A 24,478-nucleotide genomic window follows, 5' to 3' on the forward strand; every position below is an offset into this window, starting at 1 on the left:
CAGAGACTTGGTATTCATTTTTCGTCCGAGGACGTTAAGAATCCATGTCACTTTGAGTGCCCACACAGATTGTCTGATAAATTGTTAAAGAGCAGTGCAACGCGGCTTTCGCTCACCGTTGCGAGGTCCCGTATAATACGTTTTCCTCATTCAGAGTCAAGCGTTTAATTTTGCTTTTTCTCTGTCGGCGTTCATCGCTGAACCCCGCTAACCCGGCGGCCTGTAAGCCGTTGTTCCGTGTCAGTGGAGGCGCATTATAGGGAGTTCTCCGACGTTGACAAGCCCTGTTTGCAAAAAACTTTTCAACCGCCTCTTTTTTCACCAAAATGCGCCTAAACTGGCAGTTTTTCCAGCGTTTCAAAGCCGTAGCGCTGTAAAACGGGTAAAAGCTGTTCAGTTTCCGCCGTCAGCGCCATGCAATATGCCAGGTTTGGATCGCTGGATTTCGCATCCGGCGCTTCATGTTCCAGCAGCCAGACGGTGCGACGGGCGATGGCAGCACCGGAATCAATCATTCGCGTCCCTTCCGGCATCACCTGCTGCAGCTCTTCCTGTAATAGAGGGAAATGGGTGCAGCCCAGCACAACCGTATCAGGCGGTTCGGCCATTCTCAGCCACGGACGAAGAATGCGTCGTAGCTCCTCCAGCGGCACCGGCTCACCGTGCAGCTTCGCTTCTGCCAGCTCAACCAGCTCTGCGGAGCCAAGCATCTCTATTTTGCATTCATTAGCAAAGCGGCTGATCAGCTCGCGCGTATAGGGGCGTTTGACCGTACCGCGCGTCGCCAGCAGGCCAACGACGCCGTTCGCCGTCAAGCGTGCCGCAGGCTTAATCGCCGGAACCACGCCCACAACGGGAAAAGCAAAGCGGTCACGAAGGGCAGGAAGGGAAACGGTACTTGCGGTGTTGCAGGCAATGACGGCCAGCGCCAGCGGATAACGCTGTTGAACCGCGGTGACAATTTCAAGCACGCGCTCAACGATGAACTCTTCGCTCTTCTCCCCGTAAGGAAAAGCCACGTTATCGAAAGCGTAGATGTAATGCAGATTCGGCAGCAGCTGCCGAATCTCATTGTAAACCGACAACCCACCGACACCGGAATCAAATACCAGCACGGTGGGGCGTGGATCAGAAGGTGTAGCTGCCAGACAAGTAGTATTCTCGTCCTGCAGTTTGGTAGCCATAAGCTGTCTCGTAATCTTTATCGAACAGGTTGGCTATTTTACCACGAACTGTCAGGCGATCGGTGATCGGATACGCGGCAGAAACGTCAACCGTGCTGTAGCTTGGCAAAATTCGCTGCGTCGTATTGTACTGAGATGTGTTGTTGTCGTAGCGCTTACCGTAATACTGCCACGAGATATCCATATCGACCTTGAACATCGTCCAGTCCAGCTGGTATTTAGCCTGGCGTTTAGAACGTCTGGCCAGTACTTCACCATTGTCGTCATTCCGCGGATCGACGTACTGCAACGTCACGCGATGACTGAAGATGCCGGTATCAATATTACCCGTCCACTCCACACCTTTAATGGTCGCGGAATTGATATTGTCATACTCGCCGTCATAGGTGACAGGATCCGAGTAATAGGTAATCAGATTCGAAATCTTGTAGTGATACGCCGACAGTCGCCAATCCAGCGGACCGGTGAGTCCTTCAAGCCCGGCTTCCCACTGCTTAGACTCTTCAGGCTTCAGGTTCGGGTTTGAGTTGATACCAAAGCGGGCGGAGCCGAACTGTTGCCCCAGAGAAGGTGCGAGGAAGCCGGTGCCGTAGCCCAGGGTGACGCGATAGTTCTCCACGAACTCCCAACCGGCGGTGGTTTGCCAGGTGCCGTGCCAACCAAACTGCTCGTCATGATCCTCGCGGCCGGAAGCCTCGAGCGTCACATCGCCAAACTGCTGTTGCCCGGTCAGATACAGGCCGGTGTTATCACGCTTGTAGGTGTCCGATAATACCGTATCCGAGGAGGTCAAACGCTGCTGCTGCCAGTCCACGCCGGCGCTCACCGAGCCATGGCCGACAACAAGATTATTTCCCCACTGCAGATTACGCTGCGTCATGCGATCGAGCGTGGTGCCATCATTATAACGGCCATAGATGCTGCTGTAGTTGTAGTCTTTGACCTTCTGATAGCTGGCAACGAGCTGCGATGAGTAGATCCCGGAGCTGTACTTCAGTCCCGCGTCCCAGCTCTGATTATAAAGCTGCTCTTCATCTGCGCTGTAGGCTGGGGTGTACGGCGGGCTTCCCAAATCGTAGTCAGTGTTATTGGTGTAGCTACGACCGCGGAAGAAGCCATCAAAGCTATCGTTAAATTTATGCTCCAGGCTGCCCCAGAATGCTTTGCTGCGGAAGCCGTCGCGATCCTGATCGTGGTCCCAGGTTGAGCCTGGCTGGACGTTAAAGCCTTTATTACCCTCATAAGAGCCGGCCACCGTGGCAACCGTATCGCCAAAACGATGACGCAGAGTGCCGTCGTATTGCTGATAGCCTTCCGACCCGACGCCCGCGGTGATCTTAGATTCTTCTTTATCAGAGTGGGTAATGACGTTAATTACCCCGCCCATCGCGCCGGAACCATAAATCGCGGAGCGCGGGCCACGGATATACTCCACCCGTTGCACCAGCGACAGCGGGATTTGGTTCAGATCGGGGTTATTCGTAATACCCGGGCGGGACATGGGGATACCATCGATCAGCACCAGCACCTGCTTAGCCTCAGTACCGCGAATAAACAGGGAAGACGTCTGCCCCATCCCTCCGTTCTGCGCGACGTCAACGCCAGGCAGTCGACGCATGACGTCGTTTAAATTCTTGGCCTGCCAGCGATCGATATCTTCTCGGGTCACCACGTCAGTCGGCGCAAGCACCGTATTGACCGGCTGTTGAAAACGATTTGCTGTCACCACTAACGTGTCTGAATTGCTGTCTTGCGCCCAGCCGGAAAATGCCGTGACGGAGAGAGCCGTCATCAGCGAAGCTTTTTTAATCATTGTAAAAGCATCCGTAACATATAAAGGATGCCGCGGGTTTCATCAGTAGCACGCGATGATAGAAACCAAATGCGACGTATACCGGCAGGTCTTCGGGCTCGGGGCGTGTTATGGATGAGGACTTCCCACCGGATATCGGCAGTGTCTGCAGATTGCGTTCATCCCACCTTCCTTACCGCTGCGCGTCAGCCCCAGATTTACACTGGGTTCCCTTTTAACTCACAGGACCGGTTACACAATGCTATAATCAGAAACATATAGAAGTCCAGACTTCTATAATTATATTTGATCCCTCATCCGGGCTGGACTTCCCTGATGCTTTCCCTACAATCCCCGCGTACTTATTTTATTCAGGATGCATCATGACCCCCGAACACCTTCCAACCGAACAATATGAAGCGCAGCTGGCAGAGAAAGTCATTCGTTTGCAAAAAATGATGGCGCCTTTTGCCGCCCCGGTTCCGGAGGTTTTTCGTTCGCCGGTCAGCCACTATCGCATGCGCGCAGAGTTCCGCCTGTGGCACGATGGCGACGATCTCTACCACATTATGTTTGACCAGCAGACCAAATCGCGGATTCGCGTCGATAGCTTCCCGGCGGCTAGCGAGCTTATCAATCAGCTGATGGTCGCCATCCTCGACGGCGTGCGCGATAACCCGGTTCTGCGCCATAAGCTATTCCAGGTCGACTACCTGACGACCATGAGCAACCAGGCCGTAGTATCGCTGCTGTATCACAAAAAGCTTGGCGACGAGTGGCGTCAACAGGCGGAAGCATTACGCGACGCGCTGCGCGCGCAAAATCTCAACGTGCACCTGATTGGCCGGGCAACCAAAACGAAAATCGAGCTCGATCGGGACTACATCGATGAACGCCTGCCGGTAGCCGGCCGTGAGATGATCTACCGTCAGGTTGAGAACAGCTTCACCCAGCCAAATGCGGCGATGAATATTCAGATGCTGGAGTGGGCGCTGGAGAGTACGCAAGGAGCAACCGGGGATTTACTGGAGCTGTACTGCGGTAACGGCAACTTTTCCCTGGCGCTGGCGCGTAATTTCGATCGCGTGCTGGCCACGGAAATCGCCAAACCATCCGTCGCCGCGGCGCAGTACAACATTGCGGCCAACCATATCGATAACGTGCAGATTATCCGTATGGCGGCAGAGGAGTTTACTCAGGCAATGAACGGCGTGCGGGAGTTTAACCGCCTGCAGGGTATCGACCTGCAAAGCTATCAGTGTGAGACGATTTTTGTCGATCCGCCGCGCAGCGGGCTGGATAGCGAAACGGAGAAAATGGTGCAGGCGTATCCGCGAATTCTGTATATATCCTGCAACCCGGAGACGCTGTGCCAGAACCTGGAAACCCTCAGCCAGACCCATGACATTACGCGTCTGGCGCTGTTCGATCAGTTCCCGTATACCCATCATATGGAGTGCGGCGTCTTATTAACCCACAAGTAGGCGATTTTTACAGAACCCGGCACCATGATGCTTGCCGGGTTCTGGCGTTAAGCGGTTACTCTGCCGCCGCATCCTTCCGGTTACGCATCCGGTAGCCTATCCAGAATACCGTAATGACCGACAGCACGGCCGGGAAGAAGTTAGAGCCGATGTCCGGATACTCCGCCCGCACCACGGTGCTGTACAGCAGAACCCCGAGAATGAAACAGGCAGCAGCCAGGCCCGGCAGCCCCACGGGCATACTCCGGTTCTGATAGCGCTGGTGCAGACAGTAGACCGTCAGCAGCAGAGACAGTACCGGGAAAATGGAAAAGGGAACAATCGAGCTGAACAGCGCGGCGAAGGTTCCGTTAATCGATAAGCCAGCGATCAGCGCCAGCAGCAGCGTACCTTTATCTTGAACTGAGTGTTTCATTGCTCGTCCTTCACGTTATACAGAATGATTTGATATTTTTTCTTGTTCACGGCGATACCAGTAATACGCGCCTTTCGAGATCATTCTCAGCTGCAGCACCAGCCGTTCTTCCAGCTGCCGACGTTGTTCTACACCGACATCCAGCGCTTCTGCGCCGGCGCTAAATACGATGGTGACCATAGCTTCGGCCTGCGCTTCAGTAAAGGCGCGCGGCATGTGGTTTTCGATTTCTAAATAGTCGGCAAGTTCCGCGATGAAATGCTGAATTTCCCGCGCCACGGCGGCACGAAACGCCGCAGAAGTACCGGAACGTTCGCGCAGCAGCAGGCGAAAAGCGTTCGGGTTATTGCCGATAAACTCCATAAAGGTAGAGACCGAGGTGCGAATCACGCTGCCACCTTTGGCAATACGCTGGCGCGCCTGGCGCATCAGCTGGCGCAGCATCAGCCCGCTCTCATCGACCATCGTCAGACCGAGCTCATCGACATCGCGAAAATGACGATAAAAGGAAGTCGGCGCGATCCCCGCCTCACGCGCAACTTCACGCAGGCTTAAGCTGGCGAAACTCCGTTCGGCGCTAAGTTGGCTAAATGCCGCTTCTACCAGCGAACGCCGGGTTTTCTCTTTTTGTAGCGCTCTTACGCCCATCACGTTGTATGAATCCTTCCAATAGCCCTGCTGGCACTATACCAGAGATAAAACTAATCGGTTTACACTGGTTTGTGAAAGATTGTTTACGAGCCGATCATGCTTTTATGCCGCAAAAAAGCACAACGATAATTGGGTTAAACTGCGGCAAATGTTATCATCGTGTTTATTTTATGTATAAAACAGGTGAGTAATGCCATGTCGCACTCTTGGGATTATGATGCAATAGTAATTGGTTCCGGCCCCGGCGGCGAAGGCGCTGCGATGGGGCTGGTTAAGCAGGGAGCACGCGTTGCCGTTATTGAACGCTACCATAACGTCGGCGGTGGCTGTACCCACTGGGGAACCATCCCGTCGAAAGCGCTCCGCCACGCCGTCAGCCGTATTATCGAGTTTAACCAAAACCCTCTCTACAGCGACCATTCCCGTCTTCTTCGCTCCTCCTTCGCCGACATTCTTAACCATGCCGACAGCGTCATTAACCAGCAGACCCATATGCGTCAGGGGTTCTATGAGCGCAACCACTGCGAAATCCTGCAGGGCAACGCGCACTTCGTTGATGAGCATACGCTGGCCCTGGAGTGTCACGACGGCACCGTTGAAACGGTCACCGCAGAAAAATTCGTTATCGCCTGCGGCTCACGCCCGTATCATCCGTCAGATGTCGACTTTTCCCACCCGCGCGTGTACGACAGCGACTCCATCCTCAGCCTACAGCACGAGCCACGCCATGTGATCATCTACGGTGCGGGGGTCATCGGCTGCGAATACGCGTCAATCTTCCGCGGTATGGAAGTGAAGGTGGATCTGATCAACACCCGCGATCGGCTGCTGGCCTTCCTCGACCAGGAGATGTCCGACTCCCTCTCCTATCACTTCTGGAACAGCGGCGTGGTGATTCGTCACAACGAAGAGTACGAGAAGATTGAAGCCGTGGATGATGGCGTGATCATGCATCTGAAATCGGGCAAAAAGCTGAAGGCGGACTGCCTGCTGTATGCCAACGGTCGTACCGGTAATACCGACTCCCTGGCGCTGGAAAATATCGGCCTGCAAACCGACAGCCGCGGCCAGCTGAAGGTCAACAGCATGTACCAGACCGCGCTGCCGCATATCTATGCCGTTGGCGACGTTATCGGCTATCCGAGCCTGGCTTCGGCCGCTTACGATCAGGGACGCATCGCCGCGCAGGCGCTGATTAAAGGCGAGGCTTCAGCCCATCTGATTGAAGATATTCCGACCGGCATCTATACCATTCCGGAAATCAGTTCGGTGGGTAAAACCGAACAGCAGCTGACCGCCATGAAGGTCCCTTATGAAGTGGGCCGCGCGCAGTTCAAGCATCTGGCACGCGCGCAGATCGTCGGGATGAGCGTGGGAACCCTGAAAATTCTGTTCCACAGGGAAACCAAAGAGATCCTGGGTATTCATTGCTTTGGCGAGCGCGCGGCCGAGATTATTCACATCGGCCAGGCGATTATGGAGCAGAAAGGTGGCGGTAACACCATTGAGTACTTCGTCAACACCACCTTTAACTACCCGACGATGGCGGAAGCCTATCGGGTAGCCGCGTTAAATGGCTTAAACCGCCTGTTTTAACGCTTCGTCGAAATGGCCATCCATGGTGCTACGGATGGCCTCCGCCAGATGTTCATAGCGGCTGCGCAGCGGCGAACCGGGACGATAAACCAGCCCAATGGTGCGTCGCGGCTCGGGCTTAATGCACGGAATATACACCACGCCATCGCGCCTTCTCTCCTGCGGCACCGCGAGCGCAGGCAGCAGGGTAATCCCGCTCCCGGCAGCAACCATGTTGCGCAGCGTTTCAAGACTGGTAGCGCGGAAATGGGTATCTTCATCGGCGCCGGCCTCAAAACAGAAGCCCATCGCCTGATCGCGCAGGCAGTGGCCATCTTCCAGCATCAGCAGCTTTTCCCCGGCTAAATCGGACATCGGCACGCGGTCGCGGTTGGCCCACGGGTGATCTTCATAGATAGCCAGCATCATCGGCTCATCAAACAGCGGCACCTCAATAAAGGCTTCGCTCTCTTTAACCAGCGCCAGGATAGCGCAGTCAAGCTTGCCGCTATCCAGCTGGGCCAGCAGCTGATGGGTTTGGGCTTCATGCAGATACATTTCCAGCTTGGGAAAAGTCTGGTGCAGCATCGGGATAATCTGCGGCAGCAGATACGGGCCAATCGTTGGGATCAGGCCAATATGCAGCGGCCCGGACATCGTCTCGCCCTGTTGGCTTGCCATTTCCTTGAGCACTTTTACTTCGCGCAACACCGTACGCGCCTGATCCACCAGCAGCAGCCCCGCCTGGGTAAACAGAACCTTACGGCTGGTACGCTCCAGCAGCATGACCCCAAGCTCATCCTCCAGCTTGCGGATTTGCCCGCTAAGCGTGGGTTGGCTGACGTGGCAAGAGTCCGCCGCGCGCCGGAAGTGGCGGTGCTCGGCTAGCGCAACCAGGTATTCAAGATCGCGAATATTCATTATTCATCCTCCGTCGCCATGATAGTTCATGGCGATAGATAGCATAGCAACGAACGATTATCCCTATCAAGTTTTCTGTTCAATAATAAACCCAGAAACGAGGCCGGTATCAGAAAATCACCGTATCGCCTCAGCGCGTTCCCTAACCGAACAACTAAAGCCAACGTGAACTTTTGCGGACCTCGTGTCCGCTTTTTTTTGCATAAAAAAGCCCGAGCATCGCTCGAGCTTCTCATTTTCGTTGCCTGAGACACCGCTCAGGACCAGCAGGCTTCCGGTTTACGCCAGGCGCTGCTGCGCATCGGCGATCGCCTGCGCAACCTGCTTCGGCGAAACGCCGCCTTTGGCCGCGCGCTTATCCAGGCAGGACTGCAGCGACAGAATCGGGTAGACATCATCGGCAATCACGCTGCTAAATTTCTGCAGGTCGGCCAACGCCAGCGCTTCCAGCGGCTTACCTTGCGCAATCGCCTCGACAACCGCTTCGCCGACAATATGGTGCGCTTCACGGAAAGGTACGCCTTTCGCCACCAGGTAATCCGCCAACTCGGTCGCATTGGCGTAACCCTGCTGCGCCGCTTCTTCGCAACGCGGACGCTTCACCTGAATGCCGTCCAGCACCAGCGCGGCCATATGCAGGCAGTCAAGCCAGGTGTCGAGCGCGTCAAACAGCCCTTCTTTATCTTCCTGCATATCCTTGTTGTAGGCCAACGGCAGGCCTTTCAGCGTCATCATCATACCGGTCAGCGCGCCCTGAACGCGGCCACACTTGCCGCGGATCAGCTCCAGCGCGTCCGGGTTTTTCTTCTGCGGCATCAGGGATGAGCCGGAGGTCACGCGATCGGAGAGCTCAATAAAGCCCGCTTCGCCGGTATTAAAGAAAATCAGATCTTCAGCAAAACGCGACAGGTGCACCATCCCAATTGAGGCGCCGGAAAGCAGCTCCAGCACGTGGTCACGGTCGGAGACGCTATCGAGGCTATTGCGGGTCGCCGAGGCGAATCCCAGCCAGCCGGCCAGCTGCTCGCGATCGATTTCATAGGCGGTCCCCGCCAGCGCACCGCTGCCCAGCGGGCTGACGTCGAGGCGCTTCAGGGAGTCCTGCAGACGGCTTTCATCGCGCGCCAGCATCTCTACATAGGCCAGACACCAGTGAGCAAAGGTCACCGGCTGCGCGCGCTGCAGGTGGGTGTAGCCCGGCATCACGGCATCCTGATTACTCTGCGCCGTTTCAACCAGCGCGCCCTGCAGCTGGCGATTAGCAGAGAGCAGCTCGGCGATAGTGTCCTTGCACCACAGCTTGAGGTCGGTCGCCACCTGATCGTTACGGCTACGGCCGGTATGCAGCTTTTTACCCAGTTGGCCGACTTTGTCGATCAGCTTGCCTTCCACCCAGCTGTGAATATCTTCAGCATCGCTTTCAAGGATTTGCTGCGGGTTAGCCCGCACCTCTTCCAGCAGGATGCCCAGCGCCTCTTCCAGCTCCAGCTGTTCGCTCGCGCTCAGCACGCCAACCGTCACCAGCGCTTTGGACCAGGCAACAGAGCCAATGATATCCTGCTCCGCCAGGCGATAGTCGAAGCGCAAAGAGTCGTTGAACTGTTTGAACCGCTGATCTGCTGCCTGAGTAAAACGCCCGCCCCAAAGTGCCATAATGTGCTTCCTTCAAATTTGTTTATTTCTGCCGGGAAGCCCTGCGCTCCCCGTCTGCAAATGTTTTCAATCAGGCCAGAATACGCGTGCCGATCGGCGTGCCGTTAAACAGCGCCGGCAGCTGCTCCGCGTGGCGCCAGGAGGCAATATCCACCGGGCGACCCAGCGCGCGTGCCGCATCCAGCGCGGCGTTCACTTTTACGATCATGCCGTCGGTAATAATACCCTGTTCAATCAGCTGTTCCGCCTTCTCCGCGGTCATCTCGGCGATGCGCTGACCTTTGCCATCCAGGATACCGCTGACGTCGGAAAGCAGAATCAGATCGGCGCCGAGCGTAGCCGCCAGCGCGGTCGCGGCCTGATCGGCGTTGACGTTCATCAGCAGCCCTTCATCGGTCACGCCGATAGAGCTCACCACCGGCAGGTAGCCGCCCGCCAACAGGGTATTAATCAGCGCCGGCGAGCCCGGCTGGGCCAGGCCAACGTGCCCCAGATCTTCGGCAAGCTGGGTCACCTTAACGCTATCGCCATCGCCGAGGAACAGGCCTACGCTGGCAATGCCGTGCTTTTTCGCCCACGCCAGCAGCGTTTTATTGGCGGTGCCCGCCAGCGCGCCGGTAATAATGTCGATTTGATCCGCCGGCGTTACCCGCAGCCCATTTTTCTTGCTTACCGGCAGGTTAAGCTGCTTCATCAGCTCATCGACCACGCAGCCGCCGCCGTGCACGATAATCAGCGGACGCTGATGCGTTTCACGGTAGTTCACCAGCGCGGTAAACAGGCGCTCCAGCGCTTCTTCGCTATCCAGCAACACGCCGCCGAGTTTGATAATTAATGGGTTCATCATCACACCTTAAATAAGAGACTGCGTCTCAGCGAAGCCGAAACGAATATTCGCGCACTGTACTGCCTGTGCCGCTGCGCCTTTAAGCAGGTTATCTTCTGCCGCGACCACGATGATATGCTGATCCTGGACCGCAAAACCGATATCACAGAATGGCAGACCCACGACGTTTTTCAATGCCGGCAGCGCGTTATCGTATAAACGTACCAGCGGTTTATCGGCGTAAGCCTGCTGGAAAACGGCGGCCACCTGCTCTTTGCTCACGCCCGGCTTCAGGCGACAGGTGATGGTTTCCAGAATGCCGCGCTTAAAGTTGCCCAGATGCGGGGTAAAAATAACCTCAGCACCAAGGTGAGTAGAGATTTCCGGGTGATGACGATGGGTGAAGACGCCGTACGGCTGCAGGCTCACTTCACAGAAGCTGTTGCCGATCGCCGCCTTACGGCCCGCTCCGCTCACGCCGCTGGTCGCGTTGATCACCGGCCACTGAGTCAGATCCAGCAGCCCGGCATCGATCAGCGGTTTTAACGACAGCTGGGCCGCGGTCGGGTAGCAGCCGGGAACGGCGACTAAACTGGCCTCTTTCAGCCGCTCGACGCTCCACTCGGCCAGGCCATATACCGCCTGCTCAAGCAGCGCCGGATGCTGATGGGTAAAGCCGTAATATTTCTCGTAGAAGGCACCGTCGTTCACGCGGAATGCGCCGGAGAGATCGAACACCACGCAGCCGGCGGCAAGAAACTGCGGCGCCAGGTCGTGGCTCACTTCATGGGCAGTCGCGAGGAAAACGACATCCACCCCGTCGCTAAATTCGCTGATATCTGACATTGGCTGCAGCGGCAGATCGACAATACCTTTCAGCTGCGGATGTAAATCGGAAATTAATTTCCCCGCATCATTACTTTGCGAGGAGACCGTCAAAGCGGTTATGGTCATATGAGGATGGCGATTTACATAGGTCACTAGCTCTGCGCCGGCATAGCCGCTGGCACCCACTATCAGCGTATTCAACATTGGGGCTCTTCACCTTCTTACATCTGTTTGCCTGGGAAGACCGTTATCTTCCTCACCCTGTTGAGCCGTAAGAGTATTTCCTTACATTCGATGGGTTTTCTTACGCTCAACGATAATGTATTTTTATTCACAAATACTGCATGAATATTGATACTATCATGACCCGAGGTGTGTCAACAATGAAAAACAATTTACCGCCGTTCATCGAGATTTACCGCGCATTGATCGCCACACCTTCCATCAGCGCAACCGAAGAGTCGCTGGATCAGAGCAATGAGACTTTAATCAATTTGCTGGCAGGCTGGTTTCGCGAAATTGGCTTCAATGTCGAAGTTCAGCCGGTGCCGGATACGCGCAATAAATTTAATATGCTGGCCAGCACCGGCCAGGGCGCCGGCGGCCTGCTGCTCGCCGGGCATACCGATACCGTGCCGTTCGATGATGGCCGCTGGACCCGCGATCCGTTCGCCCTTACCGAACACGACAACAAGCTTTACGGTCTCGGCACCGCCGACATGAAGGGCTTCTTCGCCTTTATTCTTGACGCCCTGCGCGATGTTGACGTCAGTAAACTCAAAAAGCCGCTCTATATTCTGGCCACCGCCGATGAAGAGACCAGCATGGCCGGGGCCCGCTACTTTGCCGAAACCACCCGGCTGCGCCCGGACTGCGCGATTATCGGCGAACCAACGTCCCTGCAGCCGGTGCGAGCGCACAAGGGCCATATCTCCACCGCCGTTCGCGTCCAGGGCCAGTCGGGTCACTCCAGCGATCCGGCGCGCGGGGTTAACGCCATTGAGCTCATGCACGACGCCATTGGCCGCATCATGCAGCTGCGCGATGTGCTGAAGGAGCGCTACCACTTTGCCGCCTTCACCGTACCCTACCCGACGCTCAACCTCGGATCGATTCACGGCGGCGACGCGTCTAACCGCATCTGCGCCTGCTGCGAGCTGCATATGGATATTCGTCCGCTGCCGGGCATGACGCTCAACGATCTCAACGGGCTGCTGGATGAAGCGCTGGCGCCGGTCAGCGAACGCTGGCCGGGTCGTTTAACCGTGAGCGAGCTCCATCCGCCGATCCCCGGCTACGAGTGCCCGCCGGATCATCAGCTCGTACTGGTGGTTGAAAAACTGCTCGGCGCACAAACCGAAGTCGTCAACTACTGTACCGAAGCGCCGTTTATCCAGACTATCTGCCCGACGCTGGTTCTCGGTCCTGGCTCAATCAACCAGGCCCACCAGCCGGATGAATATCTGGAAACCCGGTTTATTAAGCCGACTCGCGAGCTGATAACCCAGGTCGTGCATCATTTCTGCTGGCACTAAAATCGCGCTTTTCCCGCCCTGTATCCAGGGGCGGGACAGTGACAATTGTCACATTCCCATAAGCAATGCTTATCAAGCGACCTCTGAGTTAAATTTCGCAAATTGCCGCCATTTATTCGTTTGCTGAAGCGATTTCGCAACAATTGACGTGGGGGTTTTTACGTGGCTTTATAAAAGACGGCTGCTTATCCGCGGCTCATCGTTGCCGAGTCGCGGATATAACAAAATAAAATGAGATGGGGTGTCTGGGGTAACATGAACGAACAATATTCCGCTTTGCGTAGTAATGTCAGTATGCTCGGTAAAGTGCTGGGCGATACCATCAAGGATGCACTGGGAGAGAACATTCTTGAACGTGTCGAAACTATCCGTAAATTGTCCAAGTCTTCTCGCGCGGGCAATGAAGCCAATCGCCAGGAACTGCTCACCACGCTGCAAAACTTGTCCAACGACGAGCTGCTGCCGGTAGCGCGCGCCTTCAGCCAGTTTCTGAACCTGGCCAATACCGCTGAGCAGTACCACAGCATTTCGCCAAACGGTGAAGCGGCCAGCAATCCGGAAGTGATTGCCCGTACCCTGAGAAAGCTCAAAGGCCAATCCCATCTCAACGAAGACACCATTAAAAAAGCGGTGGAGTCCCTGTCGCTGGAGCTGGTATTAACCGCCCACCCGACCGAAATCACCCGCCGCACGCTGATCCATAAAATGGTGGAAGTGAATAACTGCCTGAAGCAGCTTGATAACAAAGAGATCGCTGACTACGAGCACCACCAGCTGATGCGCCGCCTGCGCCAGCTGATCGCCCAGTCATGGCATACCGATGAAATCCGTAAATATCGCCCGACGCCGGTTGACGAGGCGAAGTGGGGCTTTGCGGTCGTCGAAAACAGCCTGTGGGAAGGCGTGCCGAACTACCTGCGCGAGCTGAACGAACAGCTGGAAGAGAACCTCGGCTATCAGCTGCCGGTTGATTTCGTACCGGTGCGCTTCACCTCCTGGATGGGCGGTGACCGCGACGGTAACCCAAACGTGACCTCCGATATCACCCGTCACGTGCTGCTGCTCAGCCGCTGGAAAGCCACCGATCTGTTCCTCAAAGATATCCAGCTGCTGATTTCCGAGCTGTCGATGGTCGAGTGTACCGACGAGCTGCGCGAAATGGCCGGCGCCGAAGGGGCACAGGAACCGTACCGCTATCTGATGAAAAAGCTGCGCACCCAGCTGATGGATACGCAGTCGTGGCTGGAAGCGCGCCTGAAAGGACAGAAGCTGCCGAAACCTGCCGGCTTGATTACCCAGAACGAACAGCTGTGGGAGCCGCTTTACGCCTGCTATAAATCCCTGCAGGCCTGCGGCATGGGCATTATCGCCAACGGCGAGCTGCTCGATACCCTGCGCCGCGTGAAGTCATTCGGCGTGCCGCTGGTACGCATCGATATTCGTCAGGAAAGCACCCGCCATACCGAAGCGCTGGGTGAAATGACCCGCTATCTCGGCATCGGCGATTATGAAAGCTGGTCAGAAGCCGACAAGCAGGCATTCCTGATCCGCGAGCTGAACTCCAAGCGTCCGCTGCTGCCGCGTCAGTGGGAGCCAAGCAATGAAACCCGCGAAGTTCTCGATACCTGCAAAGTGATCGCCGAAGCGCCGCGCGGATCCATTGCCGCTTACGTGATCTCCATGGCGAAGACGCCGTCTGACGTGCTGGCCGTACACCTGCTGCTCAAAGAGGCCGGTATTGGCTTCGCGCTGCCGGTTGCTCCGCTGTTTGAAACCCTGGATGACCTGAATAACGCCAACGACGTGATGACCCAGCTGCTGAATATCGACTGGTATCGCGGCTTTATTCAGGGCAAACAGATGGTCATGATCGGCTACTCTGACTCGGCGAAAGACGCGGGCGTCATGGCCGCTTCCTGGGCGCAGTACCAGGCTCAGGACGCGCTGATCAAAACCTGCGAAAAAGCCGGGATTGAGCTGACGCTGTTCCACGGTCGCGGCGGCTCCATCGGCCGCGGCGGCGCCCCGGCGCACGCGGCGCTGCTTTCCCAGCCTCCAGGCAGCCTGAAAGGCGGCCTGCGCGTCACCGAGCAGGGCGAGATGATCCGCTTCAAGTTCGGTCTGCCGGAAGTCACCATCAGCAGCCTGTCGCTGTATACCAGCGCGATTCTGGAAGCGAACCTGCTGCCGCCGCCGGAACCCAAACCGGAGTGGCGAAATATCATGGCCGAGCTGTCCGACATTTCTTGTGAAATGTACCGCGGCTACGTGCGCGAAAATAAAGACTTCGTACCTTACTTCCGCTCCGCTACCCCGGAGCAGGAGCTGGGCAAACTGCCGCTCGGCTCACGCCCGGCGAAACGCCGCGCTACCGGTGGGGTAGAGTCTCTGCGCGCGATCCCATGGATCTTCGCCTGGACGCAGAACCGCCTGATGCTGCCAGCCTGGCTGGGCGCCGGTGCCGCGCTGGAGAAAGTGGTGGAGGATGGCAAACAGAGCGAGCTGGAGACCATGTGTCGCGACTGGCCGTTCTTCTCAACCCGTCTTGGGATGCTGGAAATGGTGTTCTCGAAGGCCGACCTGTGGCTGGCGGAATATTACGATCAGCGCCTGGTGAAACCCGAGCTGTGGGGCCTCGGCAGCGAGCTGCGCGAGCTGCTGTCTTCAGGTATTAGCGTGGTGCTCGATATCGCCAACGATTCTCATCTGATGGCCGACCTGCCGTGGATTGCCGAGTCTATCCAGCTGCGTAATATCTATACCGACCCGCTGAACGTCCTGCAGGCAGAGCTGCTGCACCGTTCGCGTCTGGCGGAAGAGCAGGGCCAGGATCCGGACCCGCGCGTTGAGCAGGCGCTGATGGTCACCATCGCCGGCGTGGCTGCGGGTATGCGTAACACCGGCTAATCTCCGCCCTTCGTCAGCATAAATCCCCGGATAGCGCCGTACGCGCGCTATCCGGGGATTTTTATTAATGGTGCAGCATCTCGTCGACAATCTGCTCTTTATGCAGCGCATAGGGGTAGTACGTCGGCCAGTTATCCATCTCTTTCAGCAGGGACTCCTGCGAATCATTGCCCATAAAAATATGGAAGTGCTGGGATTTTCTCGGGCCAATCGTGTGATCGCTAAACTGGACAAATTTCGGTGCTTTCGAGTCTGCCTGTTGGCACTCAAATAAATAGCGCACGCCCTTCTTGCCGGAAGCATATTGCAGGATCTTATAGCCGGAATAGGCGTACCGACAGGCGTTAACCTCTTTCCCGACGTGGAACTCCATCACGTTGTCTTCAATCCCAATTTGGTCAACGTCGGTGGCATACCCCTTCTTATAATATTCCCGATACTCGGCGACGCTTTTCGCCCCCGCTTTTTTGGCCTTCTGCTCCAGCACCGGATCCAGGTCCCCCTTAAGCAGATATGGATTCACTGATTGCCAGATACCATCCCAGTCGCTTAACGAGCGATCCTTAACGTCTTTATCGGCGAAAATACCTTCGCTGGCCTTAACTTCCGCCTCGGTCAATGCCGGACCGTGGCTGTGGTTCCCGTGAGCAAAAGCCTGGCTACCGGCCAGCAGCATGCCAACGCCAAGCGCAAATACGGGTATCTTTCTGGTCATCACTCTCTCCTGAGTTAACTTTTGCAATAGATAGTTACGATATAACATAACATTTATATTGTGCAACCTCGGATGCGTGCAGATTCGCCCGACTTTGGCCCTTCCCGCGATGTCGGGTATGATAAAAACGTGGGCTTTTTAAGGAGCAGGAATGGACGGCCATCTCAGTCAGCACATCGATGCTTTAATTAAAGGCCCGACGGCAATCAGGCAGGTTCGCTTTACCACCGAGCATCGCCCGGTCTCGGGGCTGGCGCTGCGGGTCGATTTTCCGCGCCTCGACGTTATCCTCGAAGGCCAGCGCGGCGATCCCGGCATCAAGGCCGAGCCCGCGCTGCTTTCCCGCTATGATGTGCTGTATATCCCCGCAGGCGGCTGGGATCTTGCGCAGTGGCAGGCGCCCTGCACCGCATTGAGCATTCAGTTTGGTAAGCAGCAGCTGGAGTTCACCCTTCAGCGCTGGGACGGCGAGACGCTGCATATTGAAGAGAGAGTGCAGACGCCGCGCCGTGGTCCTCGCGTGGGCTCCTTTCTGCTGCAGGCCCTCAATGAAATGCAGATGCAGCCGCAGGAGCAGCAAACCGCGCGCTACATCGCGATCGGCCTGCTCAGCCACTGCGCCGATCTCCTCGGCAGCCAGGTGCAAACCGCTTCCCGCAGCCAGGCGCTGTTTGAAGCGATCCGAAAATATATCGATGCCCGCTTCGCCGAACCCTTAACCCGCGAGTCGGTCGCCGAGGCGTTCTATCTCTCCCCCAACTATCTCTCTCATCTGTTTCAGAAATGCGGACCGATGGGCTTTAACGAATACCTGAATCATGTGCGTCTCGAGCAGGCCCGAATGCTGCTAAAAGGCCACGATATGAAGGTTAAGGATGTCGCTCACGCCTGCGGCTTTGCCGACAGTAACTACTTCTGCCGCCTGTTTCGTAAAAATACCGAACGCTCGCCGTCAGAATATCGTCGCCAGTATCATAGCCAGCTGACGGAAAAGCATCCGCCGACGGAAAACTAGATTTTTGTAAGTTCTTTATAGCAACCACGCCCCGGTTCTCTCCCGATGTGCCAGGCAGCGACGAATAAACGTGATCTAAATCACTGTTACCCGCAATGCGTACATTTATCCAGTTTTTGGCAAATTTGTCATCTGGCGACCCGCCGGGCCCAGGCCGTATCCTTATCTCAACGTCACTGAATTACGCATTGAGGAAAGGTTATGGAACTCTATCTGGACACCGCGAACGTAGCAGAAGTTGAACGCCTGGCACGCATCTACCCGCTGGCCGGAGTAACCACCAATCCGAGCATCATCGCCGCGGGAAAAACGCCGGTTTGGGACGTTCTGCCCCGCCTGCAAAAAGCCGTTGGCCCGGATGGGATCCTGTTTGCCCAGACCATGAGCCGTGACGCGCAGGGCATGGTTGAAGAGGCAAAACGTCTCAGTAACGCCATACCCGGCATTGTGGTAAAAATCCCGGTCACTGCCGAAGGCCTCGCCGCGATAAAGCTGCTGAAAAAAGAGGGTATCACTACGCTCGGTACCGCGGTCTACAGCGCCTCTCAGGGTCTGCTGGCGGCGCTGGCCGGGGCAAAATACGTCGCGCCTTACGTTAACCGCGTTGACGCCCAGGGCGGCGACGGCATCCGCATGGTACAGGAGTTGCAAACCCTGCTGGAGCTGCACGCGCCGGGCAGCAAAGTGCTGGCGGCCAGCTTTAAAACTCCGCGTCAGGCGCTCGACTGCCTGCTGGCCGGATGTGAAGCTATCACCCTTCCTTTAGACGTAGCGCAACAAATGCTCGGCACGCCCGCGGTAGAGTCAGCAATAGAGAAGTTTGAGCAAGACTGGAATAGCGCTTTTGGAAATCTGAACCTGTAACCCGATCGGCGAACCGCCCGCGGGCGGTATCACGGTCATCCAGGAGGAATAGAAATGGATCGCATTATTCAATCGCCAGGCAAATACATTCAGGGTGCAAATGCTATCACCCGCCTCGGCGGCTATCTCAAACCGCTGGCCGAGCGCTGGCTTATCGTTGGCGACAAGTTTGTGCTGGGCTTTGCCGAAGAAAAGCTGCGTCAAAGCCTGACCGAAGCCGGCCTGGTCGCCGAAATCGCCCCGTTTGGTGGCGAATGTTCGCATAATGAAATCAATCGCTTACGTGATATGGCAGGCTCAGCCCGCTGCAATGCCGTACTGGGTATCGGCGGTGGAAAAACGCTGGATACCGCAAAAGCATTAGCACATTTTATGAATCTACCGGTGGTGATTGCCCCCACCATCGCCTCCACCGACGCCCCCTGCAGCGCGCTCTCGGTTATCTATACCGACGAGGGCGAGTTCGACAGCTATCTGATGCTGCCGCGCAACCCAAATATGGTCATTGTTGATACCCAGATTGTTGCCGGCGCTCCGGCGCGCCTGCTGGCAGCCGGTATCGGCGATGCGCTGGCCACCTGGTTTGAAGCCCGCGCCTGTTCACGCAGCGCCACCACCACCATGGCCGGCGGGAAATGCACCCAGGCGGCGCTGGCGCTGGCTGAACTCTGCTACCACACGCTGATTGAAGAGGGAGAAAAGGCGATGCTGGCTGCGGAACAGCATGTTGTCACGCCGGCGCTGGAAAAAGTGATCGAGGCCAACACCTACCTTAGCGGCGTCGGCTTTGAAAGCGGCGGCCTGGCAGCCGCACATGCGATCCACAACGGCCTGACCGCCCTGCCGGACGCCCATCATTACTATCACGGTGAAAAGGTCGCCTTCGGCACGCTGACGCAGCTGGTACTGGAAAACGCGCCGGTAGAAGAGATTGAAACCGCCGCCGCGCTGTGTCACAGCGTGGGCCTGCCGCTCACCCTGGCCCAGCTGGATATCAAAGAGGATATTCCGGGTAAAATGCGCATCGTTGCCGAAGCCGCCTGCGCGGAGGGAGAAACTATCCATAACATGCCTGGCGGAGCCACGGTGGATCAGGTTTACGCTGCGCTACTGGTCGCCGACCAGTACGGCCAGCGTTTCCTGGAGGAGTGGGAATAAATAAAAATGGCCCTCGCAGAGGGCCATTTTTTTACACCGCCGGGCGCACGCCCAGGGTGTGGCAAATCGCGTAGCTCATCTCCGCGCGGTTTAAGGTGTAAAAGTGGAAATCCTTCACCCCTTCGCGGCTTAAAATTTTGACCATGTCCATGGCGATGTTCGCCCCCACCAGCTGGCGAGTTTCCGCATCATTATCCAGACCTTCAAACATTTTCGACATCCACGTTGGAATGCGCACGTTAGTCATGTCGGCAAATTTCTTCGCCTGCTTGAAGTTGGATACCGGCAGAATGCCCGGAATAATTTCGACATCAATCCCCGCGGAGACGCAGCGATCGCGAAAGCGCAGGTAGCTTTCAACATCAAAGAAGAACTGGGTGATCGCGCGGTTCGCGCCGGCCTCAACCTTACGCTTCAGGTTCAGCAGATCTGCCTGGGCGCTTTTCGCTTCCGGGTGCACTTCCGGGTAGGCCGCCACTGAGATATCAAAATCGCCCACCTCTTTCAGCAACGTCACCAGGTCCGCGGCATACATATCCGGCTTACCGCTGCCCGGCGGCAGATCGCCGCGCAGGGCGACGATATGGCGGATCCCGTTGTTCCAGTAATCCTGGGCAATCGTGCGCAGCTCGTCGCGGCTGGCGTCGATACAGGTCAGGTGCGGTGCCGCCTCAAGACCGGTACGCTCTTTTATGCCTTTGATGATGCTGTGGGTACGGTCGCGTTCACCGGAGTTAGCGCCGTAGGTCACCGAAACAAATTTTGGCTTCAGGCTGCTTAAGCGATCGATGGATTTCCACAGGGTTTGCTCCATTTCACTGGTCCGCGGCGGAAAGAATTCAAAGGACACATTAATCTGGCCCTGCACTTCTGCCAGGCTCTGATTCAGGGCTTCCCGCTGATTGGCGTGAAAAAAGCTCATACCTTACCTCATCAATCGCATTTTATTGTTTGTTGTGTTGCGAACTTCTATACGTTTAGACGTCCAGATGTAAAAATGACGGAAAAGAGCCCGGGCGTCAATAGAAAAATCAGCGTAAAGAGTGAGGAATATTCAGGGAAGATGAAAATGATTCACGTCGTTTATGCTAAACGCCATAGGGGTCGGCGCTAAGCTAATGATTCCTCAAGCAAGGAAAGCAGCCACACGCGCAAAGCGTCATTCTGCGGCAGCGTGACCACGCCCAACGCCAGCGGAAAATGCAGGCTGGCCTCATCCAGCGGATAAAAGACCACCCCCTGACGCTGAATAGCGGCAAAGGATGCCGGCAGCAAAATCATCCCTTCCCCACGCGCGATGCGGGCCAGCAGAACGTCATGCTCCGCAGGCTCTTCCACGTAGGCAGGCGTATACCCCGCCCGTTCAAACATCCGCCGGGTGTAGTCAAAAAATGCCGGATTGCGCTCGCGTTTAAACCAAAACAGCGACCGATGGTTAAAGGCCCTTAGGGCCAGCCCGGCGACGCTGGATTCCGGCCATGACGCCGGCAGCGCGGCGATCAGCGGCTCCTGATAGGGCAAGGGGGACAGAACCAGCCCGCTGGCATCGAGGGGGAGCGCCACCAGCGCCGCGTCCAGCCTGCCCTTACGCACCTGCTGCGCCAGGGATGGCGAGCCGTGACGGCTCATCTGCAAAGGGCGGCCACTCTCCCTCAGAGCGGCTTCGGCAGCGGTAAACACGCCCTGTTCAAAGGCGGTCGTCAGCCCGATCCGCAGCGGCGGCTGCCCGCTATCGGAGAGCTGGCCCAGTGCGGTTAAGGTTTGCTCCTGTAGCGCCAGCAGAGGGCGAATGATATCCAGCACCCGCTGCCCCTCCTCCGTGAGGATCAGGCCCCGGGTATGGCGCACGAATAGCGCGGTCCCCAGCTGCTCTTCCAGGTGACGGATATGACGGCTGAGCGGCGGCTGCGAGATAAATAAGCGCTGCGCCGCCCGGCTAATATTGTTCTCATCCGCCACCACGGCAAAATAGCGCAGCAGGCGAAGATCCAGAGAAGAGAGGCGTGAATTTGTCATACCGAAAAGGTATCACGAAAAGGGTATTACTCAAGTCCGGCAAACTTTCTTAACCTCCTCATCACACCCCACATTATGAGGAAAGATCGTGACTTCAGAACGTTTTACTACCGGTATGGAAATGCTGCAGCGCGTTGACGGTAAGGGCGGAGAGGCCGTTGTTAACAGCCTGAGCGACATCGCCCCTGATTTTGCCCGCTATCTGGTTGAGTTCCCTTTTGGCGATATTTACGCCAGGCCCGGGCTCGATTTGCGCAGTCGAGAAATCGCCACTATTGCCGCGCTGACCGCTTTAGGCAATGCGGCCCCGCAGCTAAAGGTGCACATCGCAGCCGGGCTGCACGTCGGCCTGACGCAGGAAGAGATCGTTGAAACGATCATGCAGATGGCGGTGTATGCCGGATTCCCGGCCGCCCTCAACGGGCTGTTCGCCGCAAAAGAGGTGTTCGCCGGGCGCTAGCGGCAAAAGAGACCGGACGGGCGTCCGGCCTCTCAGAGAGGGAGATTACAGCAGCTGCGCCAGGCGATTAATATCCGATTGAATCGCGCCGGCGGTCACATCGCGCCCCGCGCCCGGGCCGCGGATCACCAGCGGATTATCACGATACCAGCGGCTATCGATAGCGAACACGTTATCGCACGGCAGCAGCGCCGCCAGCGGATGCTCCTGGCGCACGGCTTCAACGCCGACGCGCGCCTTGCCATTGGCGTCAAAACGCGCGACATAGCGCAGCACCAGGCCCATTTCACGGGCGGCCTCAAGGCGCTGCAGCATCTGCTCGTTCAGCTCTTCGCCATTCTCAAAGAAGTGATCGACGGACCCTTCCTCGCAGTGCGCCGGCACCAGCGATTCCACGCGCACCTGGTCAGGCTCGATATCATAGCCCGCCTCACGCGCGAGGATCACCAGCTTGCGCATCACGTCTTTGCCCGAAAGGTCAACGCGCGGATCCGGTTCAGTTAGCCCCTGCTGCCATGCCTGATCGACCAGGTCGGTAAACGGCACCGTCCCGTCAAACTGCAGGAACAGCCAGGAGAGCGTCCCGGAGAAAATACCGCTCAGCGCCAGAATGGTATCGCCGCTGTCGATCAGGTCACGCACCGTGTGGTTTACCGGCAACCCGGCGCCAACGGTGGCGTTGTAGAGCCAATGACGCCCCGTTTTCTCAAACGCGTCGTGAATCTGACGGTATTTATCGCTGCTGCTGGCCCCGGCCAACTTATTGGCGCTGATCACGTGGAAACCGTGGCTGGCAAAATCAAGGTACTGATCCGCCAGCTGTGCGCTGGCGGTCACGTCCAGCACCACTAAATCGTCGTACGGGTGGGCACGCATCCACAGGAACAGCGATTCTTCATCCTGCTCAACGGCTTCATCATGGAAGAAGGCCAGCGCGCGGCTGGCGTCCAGCCCTGCGTAATTCAGCAGGCTGCGGCGGCTATCCACCACCCCGGCGAGAACAAACTCAAAGCCGGTGCGGGCGGAAAGCGTGGTTTGCTCACGAGCAAACAGCTCCAGCCAGCGGGAACCGATGTTGCCTTTGCCAAACAGCACCAGACCAATACGCTTTTCCGCGCGGAACAGCGACTGGTGCAGGCCCTGAATCAGGCTCTCGGTTGGGCCTGCGCGCAGCACGGCAACCAGGCTAATCCCCTCTTCAGATTGCCAGGTAAACTCAACCGGCTGCCCTTTCAGCTGCTGCCAGAAGCGGTGGCAGTGCAGCGGATTGCGGGTAACGCCCGCGCCAACCATCGCCACCAGCGCCAGCTTCTGACGTAAACGCAGCTCGCCAGGCAAACCGGCTTCGTCGAGCAGCCGCAGCGCGCTGTCCGCCACTTCGGCGGTATAGCAGAACTGCAGCAGCTTGCGGTCGGCATGCACGCCAACGGCCAGCGGCCGCAGCTGGGCGCGTTTAAAGATAAGATCCAGCTCCTTGTGCGCCAGCTTGAAATCCTGGCCCGCGGGCACCTGGAACTCAATCAGGCACACGTCGTCATGGCTGGTGACGATCCGCGCCCCGGTCCCGGAAGCCAGAACGCGTTCAATACGGGTAGAACCCTGCTCAGGGGTGTAGCTACAGCGCAGCTGCAGGTCGATATCGCTGCCGGAGACCGGCTGGAGCGTACGCGCGTGCAGCACCGGCGCCGCCAGGCGAGCCAGCTCGCTGGCTTCATCCAGGCGCAGCAGCGGCAGCAGGCAGGCATCCTTCACTTTACGTGGGTCGGCGCTATAGACGCCGGCGACGTCGCTCCAGATAGTGACGCGGGACGCGCCGGCCAGAGCACCGATTTGGGTGGCGGAATAGTCGGAACCGTTACGGCCCAGCAGCACGGTTTCTCCGGCGTTGTTACGCGAGATAAAGCCGGTCACCACCAGACGTTTGTCCGGATGCTGCGCCATCAGCTGCTGCAGTAGCGGGTAGGATAAACCTTCATCCACCTGCGGCTGCGCCGAACGCTCGGCGCGCAGGAAGCTGCGCGCATCAAGCCACGCGGCCTCCAGCCCCAACTGGTTGAGGACCGCGGCCATCAGGCGCGCGGACCAGACTTCACCGTGGCCAACTACTTCAGCGTATACCGCATCGGTGACGCCGCTATCCAGTAGACCCGCCAGTCGTTCAAGATCGTGAATAAAGGTCGAGATAAGCGTGTCGGCAGCGTCTGCCGACAGCAGACCGGAGATCAGCTCCATGTGATATCGACGCAGCGACTGCTGTACCTGATGCGCAGAGAGGCGATCGGTCTGACTGAGCTTCAGCCAGCTAATCAGCTGGTTGGTGGTGCTGCCAGCGGCGGAGACAACCATCATGTCGCCTGCCTGCGAGTATTCCGTCATGATCCCCGCGACGCGCAGGTAACATTTCGCATCCGCTAAACTACTCCCACCAAATTTGTGCAGCTGACGACCCTTCGCCCCTGCCTGCGCAATCACACTCATG

General features: G+C 57.1%; 20 protein-coding genes and 1 riboswitch. Of the genes, 8 read left to right on the forward strand and 12 right to left on the reverse strand.

Going from position 1 to position 24,478, the window contains the following annotated elements:
• Positions 1-332: 332 nt before the first annotated feature.
• A complete protein-coding gene (gene murI / locus GVK32_RS25915; RefSeq protein WP_128879365.1) occupies positions 333-1,184 on the reverse strand; it encodes a glutamate racemase in 852 nt (283 codons plus the stop codon).
• Entirely contained in the window at positions 1,129-2,997 is a 1,869-nt protein-coding gene (btuB, locus tag GVK32_RS25920) for a TonB-dependent vitamin B12 receptor BtuB (protein ID WP_159873505.1), read from the reverse strand. The genes murI and btuB overlap by 56 nt, the downstream gene beginning before the upstream one ends.
• A gap of 65 nt (positions 2,998-3,062) precedes the next feature.
• Positions 3,063-3,244, reverse strand: a riboswitch (cobalamin riboswitch).
• 115 nt (positions 3,245-3,359) lie between these two features.
• Here btuB and trmA point away from each other — a divergent pair.
• Complete coding sequence (trmA, locus tag GVK32_RS25925) at positions 3,360-4,460, forward strand: tRNA (uridine(54)-C5)-methyltransferase TrmA (RefSeq protein WP_159873507.1); 1,101 nt, start codon at positions 3,360-3,362, stop codon at positions 4,458-4,460.
• A 55-nt stretch (positions 4,461-4,515) separates the two neighbouring features.
• On the opposite strand, the gene GVK32_RS25930 is transcribed toward trmA, so the two are convergent.
• A complete protein-coding gene (locus GVK32_RS25930; protein ID WP_045853643.1) occupies positions 4,516-4,875 on the reverse strand; it encodes a YijD family membrane protein in 360 nt (119 codons plus the stop codon).
• 15 nt (positions 4,876-4,890) lie between these two features.
• Positions 4,891-5,526 (reverse strand): HTH-type transcriptional repressor FabR, encoded by a 636-nt coding sequence (gene fabR, locus GVK32_RS25935; RefSeq protein ID WP_159873509.1) that lies wholly within the window; start codon positions 5,524-5,526, stop codon positions 4,891-4,893.
• Positions 5,527-5,721: 195 nt separating this feature from the next.
• Between fabR and sthA the strand changes: the two genes are divergently transcribed.
• Positions 5,722-7,122 carry a Si-specific NAD(P)(+) transhydrogenase gene (sthA, locus tag GVK32_RS25940; protein WP_159873511.1) on the forward strand — a complete coding sequence of 467 codons (1,401 nt, stop codon included), beginning with the start codon at positions 5,722-5,724 and terminating at the stop codon, positions 7,120-7,122.
• Here the strand turns inward: sthA and oxyR are convergent.
• From oxyR to argC, 4 genes are all read right to left on the reverse strand, one after another.
• Positions 7,105-8,022, reverse strand: coding sequence for a DNA-binding transcriptional regulator OxyR (gene oxyR, locus GVK32_RS25945; protein WP_041143454.1), 918 nt, complete (start codon positions 8,020-8,022; stop codon positions 7,105-7,107). The two genes, sthA and oxyR, sit on opposite strands and share 18 nt — an antisense overlap.
• 279 nt (positions 8,023-8,301) lie before the next feature.
• Entirely contained in the window at positions 8,302-9,675 is a 1,374-nt protein-coding gene (gene argH, locus GVK32_RS25950) for an argininosuccinate lyase (protein ID WP_123552978.1), read from the reverse strand.
• 70 nt (positions 9,676-9,745) lie between these two features.
• Complete coding sequence (gene argB, locus GVK32_RS25955; RefSeq protein ID WP_115193831.1) at positions 9,746-10,522, reverse strand: acetylglutamate kinase; 777 nt, start codon at positions 10,520-10,522, stop codon at positions 9,746-9,748.
• A gap of 6 nt (positions 10,523-10,528) precedes the next feature.
• Positions 10,529-11,533: an N-acetyl-gamma-glutamyl-phosphate reductase gene (gene argC / locus GVK32_RS25960; RefSeq protein WP_159873513.1), complete on the reverse strand. Its 1,005-nt coding sequence runs from the start codon at positions 11,531-11,533 to the stop codon at positions 10,529-10,531.
• Between the two features lie 179 nt (positions 11,534-11,712).
• Here argC and argE point away from each other — a divergent pair, with 179 nt between their 5' ends.
• Together argE and ppc are read left to right on the forward strand one after the other, a co-directional pair.
• A complete protein-coding gene (gene argE, locus GVK32_RS25965; RefSeq protein WP_159873515.1) occupies positions 11,713-12,864 on the forward strand; it encodes an acetylornithine deacetylase in 1,152 nt (383 codons plus the stop codon).
• 255 nt (positions 12,865-13,119) lie between these two features.
• A complete protein-coding gene (gene ppc, locus GVK32_RS25970) occupies positions 13,120-15,771 on the forward strand; it encodes a phosphoenolpyruvate carboxylase (protein WP_159873517.1) in 2,652 nt (883 codons plus the stop codon).
• Positions 15,772-15,835: 64 nt separating this feature from the next.
• Here the strand turns inward: ppc and zinT are convergent, their stop codons facing one another.
• Complete coding sequence (gene zinT, locus GVK32_RS25975) at positions 15,836-16,486, reverse strand: metal-binding protein ZinT (protein ID WP_159873519.1); 651 nt, start codon at positions 16,484-16,486, stop codon at positions 15,836-15,838.
• Between the two features lie 151 nt (positions 16,487-16,637).
• Here zinT and GVK32_RS25980 point away from each other — a divergent pair, with 151 nt between their 5' ends.
• The 3 genes from GVK32_RS25980 (at position 16,638) to GVK32_RS25990 (ending at position 19,523) form a co-directional block, all read left to right on the forward strand.
• Positions 16,638-17,501: a helix-turn-helix transcriptional regulator gene (locus GVK32_RS25980; protein WP_159873521.1), complete on the forward strand. Its 864-nt coding sequence runs from the start codon at positions 16,638-16,640 to the stop codon at positions 17,499-17,501.
• A gap of 201 nt (positions 17,502-17,702) precedes the next feature.
• Positions 17,703-18,365 (forward strand): fructose-6-phosphate aldolase, encoded by a 663-nt coding sequence (gene fsa / locus GVK32_RS25985; RefSeq protein ID WP_041143446.1) that lies wholly within the window; start codon positions 17,703-17,705, stop codon positions 18,363-18,365.
• A gap of 54 nt (positions 18,366-18,419) precedes the next feature.
• A complete protein-coding gene (locus GVK32_RS25990) occupies positions 18,420-19,523 on the forward strand; it encodes a glycerol dehydrogenase (protein WP_159873523.1) in 1,104 nt (367 codons plus the stop codon).
• Positions 19,524-19,554: 31 nt separating this feature from the next.
• Here GVK32_RS25990 and metF read toward each other — a convergent pair whose 3' ends face one another.
• Together metF and GVK32_RS26000 are read right to left on the reverse strand one after the other, a co-directional pair.
• Positions 19,555-20,445 carry a methylenetetrahydrofolate reductase gene (metF, locus tag GVK32_RS25995; RefSeq protein ID WP_041143444.1) on the reverse strand — a complete coding sequence of 297 codons (891 nt, stop codon included), beginning with the start codon at positions 20,443-20,445 and terminating at the stop codon, positions 19,555-19,557.
• A gap of 188 nt (positions 20,446-20,633) precedes the next feature.
• Positions 20,634-21,539 (reverse strand): LysR family transcriptional regulator, encoded by a 906-nt coding sequence (locus GVK32_RS26000; RefSeq protein ID WP_159873525.1) that lies wholly within the window; start codon positions 21,537-21,539, stop codon positions 20,634-20,636.
• Positions 21,540-21,627: 88 nt separating this feature from the next.
• Between GVK32_RS26000 and GVK32_RS26005 the strand changes: the two genes are divergently transcribed.
• Positions 21,628-21,999 (forward strand): carboxymuconolactone decarboxylase family protein, encoded by a 372-nt coding sequence (locus GVK32_RS26005; protein WP_159873527.1) that lies wholly within the window; start codon positions 21,628-21,630, stop codon positions 21,997-21,999.
• 45 nt (positions 22,000-22,044) lie between these two features.
• On the opposite strand, the gene GVK32_RS26010 is transcribed toward GVK32_RS26005, so the two are convergent.
• On the reverse strand, positions 22,045-24,477 hold the full coding sequence (locus tag GVK32_RS26010; protein WP_159873529.1) for a bifunctional aspartate kinase/homoserine dehydrogenase II: 2,433 nt from the start codon (positions 24,475-24,477) through the stop codon (positions 22,045-22,047).
• Between the last annotated feature and the right edge of the window lies 1 nt (position 24,478).

It is taken from the genome of Klebsiella sp. 18074 (genome assembly GCF_902705905.1).
Classification (GTDB): Bacteria; Pseudomonadota; Gammaproteobacteria; order Enterobacterales; family Enterobacteriaceae; genus Klebsiella; species Klebsiella terrigena.

What these genes read in the sequence shown, in the direction of transcription:
- GVK32_RS25930 (WP_045853643.1), bottom strand. Translation starts at nt 4,875, where the DNA reads ATGAAACACTCAGTTCAAGATAAAGGTACGCTGCTGCTGGCGCTGATC.
- metF (WP_041143444.1), bottom strand. Translation starts at nt 20,445, where the DNA reads ATGAGCTTTTTTCACGCCAATCAGCGGGAAGCCCTGAATCAGAGCCTG.
- zinT (WP_159873519.1), bottom strand. Translation starts at nt 16,486, where the DNA reads ATGACCAGAAAGATACCCGTATTTGCGCTTGGCGTTGGCATGCTGCTG.
- sthA (WP_159873511.1), top strand. Translation starts at nt 5,722, where the DNA reads ATGTCGCACTCTTGGGATTATGATGCAATAGTAATTGGTTCCGGCCCC.
- ppc (WP_159873517.1), top strand. Translation starts at nt 13,120, where the DNA reads ATGAACGAACAATATTCCGCTTTGCGTAGTAATGTCAGTATGCTCGGT.
- GVK32_RS26000 (WP_159873525.1), bottom strand. Translation starts at nt 21,539, where the DNA reads ATGACAAATTCACGCCTCTCTTCTCTGGATCTTCGCCTGCTGCGCTAT.
- argC (WP_159873513.1), bottom strand. Translation starts at nt 11,533, where the DNA reads ATGTTGAATACGCTGATAGTGGGTGCCAGCGGCTATGCCGGCGCAGAG.
- argH (WP_123552978.1), bottom strand. Translation starts at nt 9,675, where the DNA reads ATGGCACTTTGGGGCGGGCGTTTTACTCAGGCAGCAGATCAGCGGTTC.
- argE (WP_159873515.1), top strand. Translation starts at nt 11,713, where the DNA reads ATGAAAAACAATTTACCGCCGTTCATCGAGATTTACCGCGCATTGATC.
- GVK32_RS26010 (WP_159873529.1), bottom strand. Translation starts at nt 24,477, where the DNA reads ATGAGTGTGATTGCGCAGGCAGGGGCGAAGGGTCGTCAGCTGCACAAA.
- trmA (WP_159873507.1), top strand. Translation starts at nt 3,360, where the DNA reads ATGACCCCCGAACACCTTCCAACCGAACAATATGAAGCGCAGCTGGCA.
- oxyR (WP_041143454.1), bottom strand. Translation starts at nt 8,022, where the DNA reads ATGAATATTCGCGATCTTGAATACCTGGTTGCGCTAGCCGAGCACCGC.
- argB (WP_115193831.1), bottom strand. Translation starts at nt 10,522, where the DNA reads ATGATGAACCCATTAATTATCAAACTCGGCGGCGTGTTGCTGGATAGC.
- GVK32_RS25990 (WP_159873523.1), top strand. Translation starts at nt 18,420, where the DNA reads ATGGATCGCATTATTCAATCGCCAGGCAAATACATTCAGGGTGCAAAT.
- GVK32_RS25980 (WP_159873521.1), top strand. Translation starts at nt 16,638, where the DNA reads ATGGACGGCCATCTCAGTCAGCACATCGATGCTTTAATTAAAGGCCCG.
- fsa (WP_041143446.1), top strand. Translation starts at nt 17,703, where the DNA reads ATGGAACTCTATCTGGACACCGCGAACGTAGCAGAAGTTGAACGCCTG.
- btuB (WP_159873505.1), bottom strand. Translation starts at nt 2,997, where the DNA reads ATGATTAAAAAAGCTTCGCTGATGACGGCTCTCTCCGTCACGGCATTT.
- murI (WP_128879365.1), bottom strand. Translation starts at nt 1,184, where the DNA reads ATGGCTACCAAACTGCAGGACGAGAATACTACTTGTCTGGCAGCTACA.